The organism is Pedobacter cryotolerans, from assembly GCF_005116475.1.
Classification (GTDB): domain Bacteria; phylum Bacteroidota; class Bacteroidia; order Sphingobacteriales; family Sphingobacteriaceae; genus Pedobacter; species Pedobacter cryotolerans.
Window position 1 is genome coordinate 439,466 of record NZ_SWBO01000003.1, and the last position, 12,972, is coordinate 452,437.

The window sequence follows — 12,972 nt, forward strand, 5'->3', positions numbered from 1 at the left end:
ACGCAAAAAACTGTGCTTTCTATTTGGTTTTTCCAGAAATATCTTCGCCAAAATGAATAATGTTGCCGTTATTGTCTAAAATTGAAAATTGCCTCATTCCCCATGGCATATTTTTTAGCTCACCGTTCGGGTGTACAACTCCTTGTGTTTTATATTCGCTAAATAATTCATCAACTTGGGTTACATAAATATAACAACCGGTATTTTTGGGGATGCTTTCATCGCCTGTTGGCCATAAATGGATGGAAATTTCATCTTTACTAAAAATCAGGTAGCCATCCCAATTGTTATGAAAGGTGAAGCCTAACCTTTCGGTGTAAAATTTAATCGTTTCTTCTGCATCTAAAGATGCGAGGATTGGCGTTGCGGTTTTAAGCATAATAAAGTATCAGGACAAATTTACAAAAGAATATATCTCACTATCTAAAAATTTACCTTGAAAGTAATACCTCTCTTTAAAATAGGCCTCTTTTTCAAAACCGTGTTTGAGTAAAATTTGCCTAGAAGCATTATTTTCAGGGCTAACATCTGCACAAATGCTATGTAAGTTAATATTCTTAAAACCGAATGCAATGGCTTTTATCAAAGCTTCTGAAATAATTCCTTTTCGCCAATAATCAGGATTTAGCATGTAACCAATTTCCGCCCTATGGTTGGCAAAATCTGTTCTGTAATAACCAATTTCGCCAATCATTTCACTTGGATTATTTTTTAATGCAATTGCCCAAACTAAATTATCACCATTTTCAAACCCCTTATTTAATGTGGTGATTAAAGTTTGTACATCAAATATGTCTTTTGGTCTTTCACGATAAATATATTTCATTACAGTTTCGTTTGAGCGCAAAGCAAATAAAGCTTTCGCATCAGCATTTGTATGTGCTCTAAGAATTAACCTTTCAGTTTCTAAAGTTGGGAATGAAGTGAATTGGAGTTTTAGCATTTTCTATTTTAATACTGAAAAACCGTAAATTTTCACAAACTCTTGTACTTCATGGTCAAAAGTTTTCTTAGTATGATGAACTTCTTGATTTTTAATGTAATTGATAACTGCTTGAAGATTTGATTCGCTTACAGATACAGCATAATAGTCATCTTGCCACATAAATTTATTCGTTGTAAGTTGGTTTTGATTAATCCAAAATGACGATTCTCCTTTTATCAATTGTGTAACTTTTGAAATGGTTTGTGCTCGCCCTAGTGAGATCAAGCAATGAACATGATCTGTATAACCATTAATAGTTTGCAAAAAGATTGATTTCTCTTTACAGTTTTCTATCATGTGTTCATAAACTTTATATCTAACTTCTTTGGTTAGTAAAGGTTCCCTGTTTTTTGTGGCGAATACTAAATGCACCCATATTCTGATATATGACATAGTTTTTCATTTGGCTATACCAAGATAATAAAAAATTGACTATTTATTTTTTAACAGAAATGTGGCTAAAGCCACTAAATCATTTCTTATCTCCGTCAGCTAAAGCAGACGGCAATAAACAAAGCAGATTGCAACGAACAGACAGATGGCAATGAACAGATACATAAACAGCTAAAGCAGACGGCAATAAACAAAGCAGATTGCAACGAACAGACAGATGGCAATGAACAAATACATAAACAGCTAAAGCAGACGGCAATGAACAAAGCAGATTGCAACGAACAGACAGATGGCAATGAACAGATACATAAACAGCTAAAGCAGACGGCAATGAACAAAGCAGATTGCAACGAACAGACAGATGGCAATGAACAGATACATAAACAGCTAAAGCAGACGGCAATGAACAAAGTAGATTGCAACGAACAGAAAGGTAGCAATGAACAAATACATAAACAGCTAAAGAAGACGGCAATGAACAAAGCAGATTGCAACGACCAGACAGATGGCAATGAACAAATATATCAGCTAAAGCTCATTGCCGTTGGCTTCAGCCAATGGATAAAAAGGAAATACATATTGGCTTTAGCCAAACTACCTCCCAAACAATGTTGTATAAATAGAATAAACATAATTACCCGGGTTTTGGCTAGCTCTAAAAGGAATATTATAATCAAATAACTCTTTTAACTTAAGTCGTAATGCATTTAAAAACACCAATTTCTCTGATGCTAAAAATTCATCTTTTAATATCCCGTTTTTGCCAGCAAAAGTAATCCCATCTTTACTCATGGTTTTAACAATGTACAAGTTTGGCTCTACATTTTCGTTCTTAGAAAGCTGCTCGTACACATGTGTATAAAATAGTGTTTGTACCAATGCTTTGTTAATATTGCCGCAGTCTGTATCAAAACATTCATCAATTGATGAATATTTTAACTTATCACTACCAGTTTTATAATCTACAATTCTATAAACCCCATTTTTTAAATCTACCCTATCAATAATGCCAAAAAGTTTAAGCTGTTGTGTTGCACCATTTGCCTCGAAACTAAAACTCACATTTCCTTTTTGTTCTAAACCAATTAAGGTAAATGGTGCGTCTTCAGTATCTTGCTTTAAAATAATATTTACATATTCCAAAACGATGGCATAAATTACCTTTTGCATTCCGTTTAACTGCACATGAGCATTTCTATTCTCATACATTACATGCGCAAAACCTTGCATAATCAGTTTCGGAATATCCGCTCTTTTTTCTTTAATTCGTTCTGAGGTAATTTCCGGATCAATTGCTTTCAATTGTGCATAAAACTGTTCCATTACATCATGCAATATCAAACCAACTTTGTATGCTTCAACCGTTTCCTCTACCTCTTTTGGTTCTTCAATACCAGCAACGTATTTGTAAAAGAAATCTATCGGATTTGAGATATAAGTTGTTAATGCCGAAGCCGAAAGATATTTTTGACCACTCAAATATCGATCTAAAACCTGTTGAACTTTTTTTGATTTGATAACTACCTCATCCCTTTTTAACTCTGTTTTAACAGTTAATTGCAATTCTTTATGGTGAAAATTAAAGCCACTTTCGTACTCTAATTGTTTGATAAATCGAGACGGTTCGCCACTGTTACTCTCGTCGGTTAATGAGTTATAGACAAAATCTATATTTTTTGATCTTTGTATCAATCTGTAAAACATATACGCAGAGATGGCGTCTTGATTTTCGAGTACAGGCAAACCATAAGCCCGCCTTAAACTATCTGGAATAAAGGTAGTTCCGGTTGATGCCTGCGGAATAATCCCTTCGTTTAAACCAAGAATAATTACACGGTCGAAGTTCAAGTTTCTACTTTCTAACAATCCCATAATTTGGATACCATTTAACGGATCTCCTTCTAACGGAACAGCAATTGCAGTAAGAGATTTTTGAATGAGAGACAATACAAAGCTTAATTCAATATCTTTTTGGTATTTATCAATATGATGTTGTAGCGTATCTTGCAAACGGTTTAACTCTTGCATGGTTTTGCCAAATAGTTCTGCATCTATTTTTTTTAACTTTCTGGCAGCTAATTCACGTTGCAAAACATAATCTAAAACTGTAATTAAAGTTTTTACCGCATCGGCGGATGAAGTAATTGGCTCGAAAAAACTGGCGAATAAACCACCTTGTCGGGTTAAACGACCATAAGGAATTTCTATCAGTTGCTCTTTAATTAAAGCATCGATAATCTTCGGCCGCATCACATCACTAATGCCAATTAATGGGTGCGATAGAAAAGCAATCGCCGTTTGGTACTGAACGGTTTTTTTGGCGTTAACTTCTGCTTGTACACTTAACCATAAATCTGCTAATCCGTATAATGATGAATTGGTTAAGCCAAAACCCATGGTAATGTTTACATCTAACTTTTTATCCTCAATTTTAGACGGGATGGTTTGTAAAACCGGGATCAACAAACTTTCATCCGCTAAAATAATGGCAGTGTTTACCGGTTGTTCGCCTAAAATTTGCACTTTTTCATTTGCTATAAGTTCGTTTACAATTTTAGCTTGTGCAGTTTGCCCTTGCACTTTGTAAACATTAACATCGCGTTGCGAAGATTTGATGTAACTAAGCTCATTAGAGAGTTGATTTTTTAAGCCTATTTGGTTTAAATTTCTGCGAAGAAACAATCCTGCTTCTTGCATTTCATCGGCTAAATAATAGCTATCCGTATCGAAATAAAAGATGGCTTTTTCTTCTTCTTGCCAACGTTTAAAAGCTTTCGCTTCGGCTTTGCTTAATGCGTTAAAACCTATAAAAATTAATTTTTTGTCAATATATTTTGCTGTAAAATCTACATCGTTTTTGCCATCGGCGATATTTTTATACAAACGTGCCATAGTGGTAAAACCGTTATCGGCTAACTTTGTATGAAAGTTATGGTACAATACTGGCATCCTGTGCCACATTTTGATAAAAAGCTCTTGCTGTTTTTTGTATTTGCCCTCTGAGTAAGATTGCCAAAATTGCGACAGAAATTCTTTTTGTTCTGCTGTTAAAAAATCAAATTGCTGATTGATTACAGCAATATCTTCTAACTCTGTAAAAAGTCGATCGGCATCTACCAAATCATTATCAATTTGGCTAAAATCGCCTAAAATTATTTTGGCAATATTATGAAACTTAGCAATTGATGGTAGTTTTTCTACGCCTTCGCTTTTTAACAGTTCAATGTAGCAATCGTATAATGTAAAAAACTGAGTATAGTGATCAGCTATTTTTAAACTGGTTGCCTCAGCAAAAAACTCTTGAACGGTAAAAAATGTAGGGCTCCAAAAAGGTTTTTTGTAAATATCGGCCAAGTGTTTTTGCAAATACGCAACAGGGCGTTTGTTGTTAAACACAATAGCACAATCTTGCAAGTTTTGGTTAAACTTGGCTACTAAATCTTCGGCAACGTCTTTTAAAAATGGGTTCATTATTTTTTTGTAACGTCACCCTTAATTTATTTCAGGGTCTGCTAACAGATGCTGAAACGAGTTCAGCATGACGGATTAATCTTTATACAGCTTTTAATTTTTTTAACGTAGCGTAAAACAAATAGGGTTTTACATCTTCATAACCCATCGCTTCTATTAAATTTTTGTAATTCACGATTTGGGCGACATGATTTTGGCTTTCTTCGGCAGTAAATTTATAATCGATGATAGAAACTTGTTTGCCGTTGAGCACCAATTTATCTGGTCGGTAAGTTTTTCCATCGATACCGATAATCGATTTTTCATTGATTTGGTTCGCATTTTGGCTCAGCAAAGCGCTCAGCTCTGGGTGCGACAAAACATCTGCCACTTGCTGCAGATAATCTTCTCGTTCATCTTCTAAAACAAGTCCATCTAAAATCAAACAATCAACCGCATTTTCAACTTCATCAACTTTGTTTACCTCAGCTAAAATAGCATGTAAATTACTGCCTTTTACACCAGATTTAGCAATATTCTCAATGTATTTCTGTGGACGGTTTTCGGTTTCTTCATAAACTTCTTCTAAACGTTTGGTAGTTGGATAGGATGTTAAATTCAACGTATCAAAATTTTCTATTCCATCGCCTTTGGCAGAAAAACTACCAATTTGTATTTCATCAGTGTTTTCAAAATCTTGTGAAAAAGCATCAAACACCGCATCGCCAACATGGGTTAAGGATGGTTTTTTCTTGCCAGGAAACGAAATGTAAATGTAATCTTTAGCTCTTGTGGTTGCAACGTACAAACTATTCAAGGCATCCATGTAATTCATCAACAATTCTTCGAGGTAATATTTGGTTACACTAGAGCCTTTTAGCTGACTGGTAAATTGCAACGGAATGCTTTGCAAATCGGCGTATGCTGTGTTGCTCATTGGCACCCAAAAAGTACTGTTTGTTCTGCCGCCCAATGGCCAATCGCAAAAAGGTATAAAAACTGCCCTAAAGGCTAAACCTTTAGATTTGTGGATAGTCATTACCTGTATGGCGTTAGCAGTTTCTGGCGATGGTAAATTTTTATTGTGCCCTTCCTCTTCCCACCAATTTAAGAAAGAAGAAATGCCTTTTTCGCCTTGTCGGGATGCTTTATTGGTAAGGTCTCTAAAAGCCAAAAGATAAGGCAAAAACGGATTGACATTATTTTTTTGGTAGCTATCTAAGCCAAAAGCAGTGATGATATTTTCGATTAATGCCGAAACTGGTAAACTTAACCAAACCCTGTAATTGTCGCAAAAATCGACAGGCAAAACGTGCTTTAGGTTTTCTATTGGAGTTTCTTTTAAGGCAAAATAATGATCTCCGTTAATTGCTTTTTCATGTAATTGAGCATAAAGCGCAATACAATTTGCCTTATACAAAGCCGAATTAGCTGGACTAACCACTAACAACTTAAGCACATTTACAATCAATTTTATGGCTGTGCTGCTTGCTATTTTTAAGGCTTCGCCTGATATGACATCCAACCCTGCCACCATTAATGCATTTACTACTTCGGTTGCTTCGGCATTAGATCGAACTAAAACACCTATTTCTCGTTGCTGATAACCTTTTTCGTTAAGTAAAAAACTTACTTCTTTAAGCATCTCGGCCAACGAAGCCTCTTTTTTGTTTTCTGGTTCGGTATCAGTAGCAACGTTCTCTACAATTCCATCAGCGTTCGCCTTAGGTTTTTCAAATTCAATTTTCTTGATTTTAATTACTCCGCCTTTTGTGGTTTTGGCGTGGGTATTTTGTGCAACACCATGGTAAATTTTAGTAATAATGTCGGCATACTGGTTGCGTTGATCATTCCAAAATCCGTTTAATTGCTCGTCATCAATAGGTATTTCTCCGTTGATTTTGTTTTGCAATAACTCAGCTAATTTTGGATATAATTGGTTGTTAAATGTGATGACTTGCTCGGTACTGCGATAGTTTTCTGCCAACTGATCATCATAAACATTTTGTGTTTCTAAGTCAGCTTTTGCTTTTTGATGCAGCAGTTTATAATCGCCATCTCGCCATCGGTAAATAGATTGTTTGGCATCACCTACAATTAAGTGATCATGTAATTTTCCATCGTGTGTGGCAATGGCGTTGCTTACCAAAGCCTTAAAACTGTTCCATTGATTAGCAGAAGTATCCTGAAATTCATCAAATAGAAAATTTCTATACCTGTTGCCCATTTTCTCCCAGATAAAGCTGGGATTTTCTCCGGCGTCTTCGGCTATTCCGTTCAGTAATTTTTGCGCATCGCTGATGAGTAGAGTTTCATTTTCTTCGCGATATTGAGCTAATAAAACTGCGATTTCTTGCATCAACCTTAAAAAATAACCGTTTTTGATGAATGCTTTGGCTAAAATATAATCGGCTATGCTAGTATTGTAAACTGTGGCAAGCTGATGTAAAATTGGGTTGATATCTTCATAAAGCTCATTCGGTTTTCCTTTCGGGAACCAATTTTCTTCATCATCAATTAGCTTTAATACTTTTTCTACATCCGCAAAATTGCCCCTTACAATGCTGTTAAATTTTAGCAAAGGCGAGCGACTTTTACCTTTAAAATCTTCTGTACTAAAACCACTCACCTCTATAATTCCGAAAGCATTTTCTGCGTGCTCAATTAAATCTTCCTCAAACTTTTTGATGTAATTTTTAGAGAAATCGATATATCTTTTAAATACCTCATCGGTATTTTCAGTTCCAAAACTGGCAATTGCCATTTCAAAATCTTTAAACTGATCCTTAAAAACTTCACCTACTAATTTTAAAAGTTCAGCATTGTAATTCCACGATTTGTTATTGCTAATTCGATCTAATGCCAATTCTACTACCCATTGCAAAAGGTTATCCTTTTCATCGAGTAATTTTTCAAGTTTGGTGGTCAACTCTTTTTTAACCTTTTCGGTATTCATTTCTAGGCTGTAACCGCTATCTAAACCCAGTTCAAATGCAAAACCGCGGATAACTTTTTGCACAAAACCATCAATGGTACTTACCGAAAAACGGCTGTAATCATGCAAAATTTTGCGGTAAATTTTATCGGCTTGTAGTTTTAACGTTGCTGTATTTAAATGTGGGTGAGCATCCAACACCAACACACGGTAATCGTCAATTTTTTTTGCATCATCGCCCTTGGCAAAACCGAGTAAAACTTCAAGGATACGTGTTTTCATTTCCTCGGTTGCCTTATTTGTAAAAGTTACGGCCAATATTTCGCGGTATTTATTATCGCCACTAAATAACAAAGTGAGGTAATGTGCTGCAAGACTAAAGGTTTTACCCGATCCGGCAGATGCTTGTAGTATTTTAACTGGTTTTTGCATTTTTAATTCCCCTCCCTTGGAGGGGTGCCCGCAGGGCGGGGTGGTTTTTAGTGAATAATATTTATTTCGTAATTCTCTTGATAAGATCAAAGTCTGATTACCAAGCAGATCTGTTTTATCAATTACCCAGAACTAACCCCATATTCCTTCACAATATAATCTTCTAATCCCATTATTGCAAAGTCCATGTGTCTCAATATATCGTCAACTAAAACTCTATACACTTTTAAGCCTAACGATATTAGATAATCTTCTCTTATACTATCATAATTCACTTTATTATCGTGACTATCTCCATCAATTTCAATTACCAAACCCAGCTTTTTGATATAAAAATCAACGATATAATTTCCGATTATTCTTTGTCTATCGAAATCAAGTTGATGGAATTTTCCTTTATGTACCTGCATCCAAAATAAAACTTCTGGTAAGTTTTCTGCTTGGCGTAAAGATTTTGCGCTGCCTTTTAAACGAGGTTGATAAGGTAAATCTAAAATTGGGTTTAGTTTTATTGGTGTTCCGTTAATAACCACCCCGCCTTTCAGGCACCCCTCCATGGGATGGGAATTGCGTGATGCAGAATTTGCAGGTGTGTTATTTGGTTTTTGCATTACTTGTTTTTTAATCAATTTGGTTAAAGCGTTATGCAATTCCCCTCCTTTGGAGGGGTGGATGCGCAGCAGACGGGGTGGTTAATTACACTATCTAACTTACACAAATTTAAAACTTTCTCGAAATCAGGATATCAACAATAGCTATTTAGCCTTTTTATTACCCCTCTTTTCCAAAGTTTCATGACTAATCCGTTTTGGTCTTTCGGTCATTTGTATCTCTATGCCTAACAAATCTCTTATTACAACAGAAGCACAAAAACCACCAAATGCAGCTGGTAGGTAAGAAACAGTACCATAAGCAGATTTTTTAAAGTTACTTCCATCTGTTAATATTAACGAGGCTTTGCAAACTTCTTCTGTTGAAAAAACGGCTTTAATTTTTTGAGAATTTACCGCCTTGCTAAATCGCTTACGTACGTAACTTGCTAAAACACATTGATAGGTATCAGGCAAAAAAGTTACTTTTATACAAGTTGGATCGAGTTTACCGCCTGCTCCCATCGAACTAACTATCGGAATATTTTTTTCTAACGCAGCACTTAACAAAGTGATTTTTGGTTTGATGCTATCAATACAATCCATTACATAATCGTAATTATGCTCCAATAGTTCTTTACATTTATCTGGCGTTAAAAATGAGCTAATTAGATGCAATTTTAACGCTGGATTGATCGCTAACAATCGTTCTTTCATAATTTCTGCTTTGCTAACACCATGGTTTGTTGCCAAAGCAGGTAATTGTCTGTTTCTGTTAGTTGGATCAACAACATCGCCATCTACAATGGTCATTTCGCCAATACCAGATCTGCATATAAATTCGGCAGCAAAAGAACCTACACCTCCCAAACCAACAACTAATACGTGTTTGCTTTGTAGCAGTTCTATTCCATCGTTTCCTAATAATAATGCAGAGCGAGAAAGCCAATTGATATCAGACATATAAAATATATAATTTATTCTTCGACAAGCTCAGAATGACAATCACGGTAATAAGATCAGTTTTTTCCAGTTGGCAAAAATAATTTGTTTAAGCTCAACTACAGTTATATTTTTAATTTTTGCAACTGCTTTATAAATTTCTTCAATGCTATTCGGTTCATCATCGGTTTCTAAAAAGAAAAAATCAATTTCTTTAATCAGCTTTGCTGAGCCAGAATTTTCTTTTAAAATTGATGTGCCAAATGAAAGAAAAAATCCTTTATTTAACAATTGCCTGCCCAATGTTTCATTTTTATTAAAACCATGGATAATCATAGGCACTTTAACTTTCAGTTTTTCCTTTAAGCTAATTAATTCATCAAAACTTTTTACGCAATGTAAAATTAAAGGTTTGCTAAGCGCTTCGGCCAATTCAATTTGCTTTGTCAAAATTATTAACTGATTGGGTATGTTTTCACCTTTTAATTTATCTAAACCACATTCGCCTATCATTTTAACATTATCTTGTTTGGCTAAAACAGCTAAATATTTCATCTGTAGCGCTAAATTTTCAATAGTTGCATACCAAGGGTGAAGACCTATAGAAATTGGTTTTTTCTTCGGCATAGCCAAAAAAACATCAGTTGTTAATGATAAACTTTGAATGTTTATTTCATCAGATTTTACAGATGTTTTATGCGTATGTAGGTTTAAAAAATCCATTACAAAACAAATATAAGATTTTGATGATTTGTAGCTGCTCTGTAAATAAACAAGAAGTAATCTATGCAATTAGTAGTCTTTAGTTACCTTTGCCCAAATTCCTATTTAAAATTTATGAAAAAATATATTTTCGTTATCGCTTTATTACTGCTTACCACTATAGGCTTTGCACAAGAAAAAGCTTTAGTTTCTATTTATAACCCTAAGGCAAATGCGCAGGCGGATATTGACGCTGCTGTAGCCAAGGCAAAAGCAGCTAAAAAACATGTGTTTATTCAGGTTGGCGGAAATTGGTGCGTTTGGTGTATTCGTTTCCACGGTTTGGTAAATGAAACGCCAGCATTAAAAGATTACCTAAGCAATAATTTTGAAACTGTACTGGTAAATTATAGTCCAGAGAACAAAAACGAAGAAGTGCTTAACAAATTGAGCAACCCTGGCCGTTTCGGATTTCCTGTGTTTTTAATATTAGATGGCGATGGAAAATTACTGCACACCCAAAACTCAGCTTATTTAGAAGATGGAAATGGACACAGCGTGAAAAAAATTACCGATTTTTTAAAAAATTGGAATTATGGCGCATTGCATCCTGTTAAGAAGTAAACATTGTTATTCAGAGCCGCCGCGGCGGAGAAGAATCTCATTATGAGACCCTTCCTTCGTCTGGGTGACAATAACTATAATCCGTCTCCTGATTTAAAATATTGATTAGCTGTAACTGGTAACTTACCTGTTGGGATCAATTGATTTTTAAACACTGAAGCTGCTGCTTTTTGCATGTAATCTTCTTTTTGATAAGCTACTAACAAGCTTTTAGCATTTTCTAATCCTGCTAAACCAGCTAAATTATATGGATTTGCAAACAAAGCAAAAACAGCGTTTCTATTGGTTAAGCTCGAAATTAAATTTTTTAAATCAGCGCTTAAAGGCATATTGTTCGATGGTCTTAAACGGCTATCAACAATAGCTACGATTAATTGATCATCAGGCTTAAGTTCGGCAATAACTTTTGCTATGGCGTTTGCGTTAGCATTTTTATCTAAACTGTAATAAATAGAATTTTTATAAGTAGCTTCTAATTCTTTCTGAAAAGTGGTAACATCTGGTGTACCTAAATTTAAAATTACGGTTCTTTTAGTAGGGTCAAAAGTTTTGATGTAATCTGCGCCACGTAACATTGTCATGCTTGCATTTGCTAATTGCTGCAACAAAACCATACTTTCTGGTCTATTTACTTCTGCTGCTACATTAGTTTCACTCACAGGTTTTTTAATATTTAAACCTGCCCAATATTTAGCGGTCAATATTTTTTTTACACTTTCATCAATTCTTTCTATCGTTAATCGTTGGTCTTTAATGGCTTGAGCAACCATTTTAACTGCTCTTTTGCTGTTTTCAGATAGCTCTAAAATGTCATTACCTGCAATAACCCCCATTACATCGGCTTCGCCATCTTTAAAATATTTAACCACACCTTTCATCTCCATTGCGTCAGAAATTATGATGCCTTTAAAGCCTAATTGGTCTTTTAATAAACCCGTAACAATTGGTTTAGATAAAGTTGAAGGCATATTTGGTGTAGCATCTAATGCTGGAATATTCATGTGGGCAATCATTACCCCTGCCGCACCTTGGTTAATTAACTCTTTAAATGGGTAAATCTCTAAACTATCTAAACGTTCTTTGGTAAATTTAAGCTGTGGCAAATCGTAATGCGAATCTACATCAGTATCTCCATGACCAGGAAAATGTTTAATGCTAACCAATAAACCGCCATCTTGCATGCCTTTTAAATAAGCAGCTCCTTTTTGAGCAACATTATATTTGTTCTCTCCAAAAGAGCGGTAATTAATTACAGGATTTTTAGCATTGTTGTTTACATCAACTACTGGAGCCAAATTCATGTGCATACCTAAGCGTTTATAATCTTTGGCAACCTCTAAGCCCATTTTGTAAATAAGCTCTTTATCTTGTATTGCACCAAGCGCCATTTGGTAAGGATAAGAAATGGTACTATCTAAACGCATACCTAACCCCCATTCGCCATCACTAGTTATTAGCAAAGGCACTTTAGCTAATTTTTGATATTTATTTGTTAAAACAGCTTGTCTAGCTGGCCCACCTTGAAAAAACACTAAGCCGCCAATTTTTTCTTTTTTAATTACTTTTCCAATTGAATCTTGTAGTTTTTGACTGGTATTAGTTTGCGCTCTAATGAAAAACATTTGGGCAATTTTTTGTCTTTTATTCAGCTTTTTAAAAACAGAATCAACCCAAATAGGTTCGTTTTTTAATAAATCTGTGTATGATGCTTGTTGTGCTTTAAGTGAAGTGGCACTTAAGCCAATTATTGCAGCTATGCTACAAAAAAGGTATTTTTTCATGGATGGTATATGTATCGATATTATGAAACGGTGAATTTAAGTAAAAGTTTACATTTACAAATCAAAACAAAACTTAACGGTTTAAACAATTCGTTTTAAACTGCTTTTAATGCATTTTGTATTAAATTTGATACACTT

Annotated in this window: 10 protein-coding genes; 1 reads left to right on the forward strand and 9 read right to left on the reverse strand. The window is 34.8% G+C overall.

The window, feature by feature from the left end:
- Positions 1–19: 19 nt before the first annotated feature.
- The 8 genes from FA045_RS07485 to FA045_RS07520 all read right to left on the reverse strand — a co-directional run bounded on the left by FA045_RS07485 (position 20) and on the right by FA045_RS07520 (position 10,450).
- The gene (locus FA045_RS07485) at positions 20–379 is read right to left on the reverse strand and encodes a bleomycin resistance protein (RefSeq protein ID WP_136876069.1); all 360 of its coding nucleotides are present in this window, start codon (positions 377–379) and stop codon (positions 20–22) included.
- A gap of 9 nt (positions 380–388) precedes the next feature.
- Positions 389–943: a GNAT family N-acetyltransferase gene (locus tag FA045_RS07490; RefSeq protein WP_136876071.1), complete on the reverse strand. Its 555-nt coding sequence runs from the start codon at positions 941–943 to the stop codon at positions 389–391.
- Positions 944–946: 3 nt separating this feature from the next.
- Positions 947–1,378 (reverse strand): IS200/IS605 family transposase, encoded by a 432-nt coding sequence (gene tnpA, locus FA045_RS07495; protein ID WP_136876073.1) that lies wholly within the window; start codon positions 1,376–1,378, stop codon positions 947–949.
- 594 nt (positions 1,379–1,972) lie between these two features.
- A complete protein-coding gene (locus FA045_RS07500; RefSeq protein ID WP_136876075.1) occupies positions 1,973–4,849 on the reverse strand; it encodes a PD-(D/E)XK nuclease family protein in 2,877 nt (958 codons plus the stop codon).
- A gap of 82 nt (positions 4,850–4,931) precedes the next feature.
- Entirely contained in the window at positions 4,932–8,195 is a 3,264-nt protein-coding gene (locus FA045_RS07505) for a UvrD-helicase domain-containing protein (RefSeq protein ID WP_136876077.1), read from the reverse strand.
- 122 nt (positions 8,196–8,317) lie between these two features.
- Entirely contained in the window at positions 8,318–8,806 is a 489-nt protein-coding gene (locus tag FA045_RS07510) for an endonuclease domain-containing protein (RefSeq protein ID WP_205943114.1), read from the reverse strand.
- A 144-nt stretch (positions 8,807–8,950) separates the two neighbouring features.
- Positions 8,951–9,748, reverse strand: a complete 798-nt coding sequence (locus FA045_RS07515) for a tRNA threonylcarbamoyladenosine dehydratase (RefSeq protein WP_136876079.1) — start codon at positions 9,746–9,748, stop codon at positions 8,951–8,953.
- Between the two features lie 42 nt (positions 9,749–9,790).
- Positions 9,791–10,450, reverse strand: a complete 660-nt coding sequence (locus FA045_RS07520; RefSeq protein ID WP_136876081.1) for a TatD family hydrolase — start codon at positions 10,448–10,450, stop codon at positions 9,791–9,793.
- A gap of 114 nt (positions 10,451–10,564) precedes the next feature.
- Between FA045_RS07520 and FA045_RS07525 the strand changes: the two genes are divergently transcribed.
- Positions 10,565–11,053 carry a thioredoxin family protein gene (locus FA045_RS07525; RefSeq protein ID WP_136876083.1) on the forward strand — a complete coding sequence of 163 codons (489 nt, stop codon included), beginning with the start codon at positions 10,565–10,567 and terminating at the stop codon, positions 11,051–11,053.
- A 74-nt stretch (positions 11,054–11,127) separates the two neighbouring features.
- On the opposite strand, the gene FA045_RS07530 is transcribed toward FA045_RS07525, so the two are convergent.
- On the reverse strand, positions 11,128–12,834 hold the full coding sequence (locus FA045_RS07530) for a glycoside hydrolase family 3 protein (protein ID WP_136876085.1): 1,707 nt from the start codon (positions 12,832–12,834) through the stop codon (positions 11,128–11,130).
- Positions 12,835–12,972 lie beyond the last annotated feature (138 nt).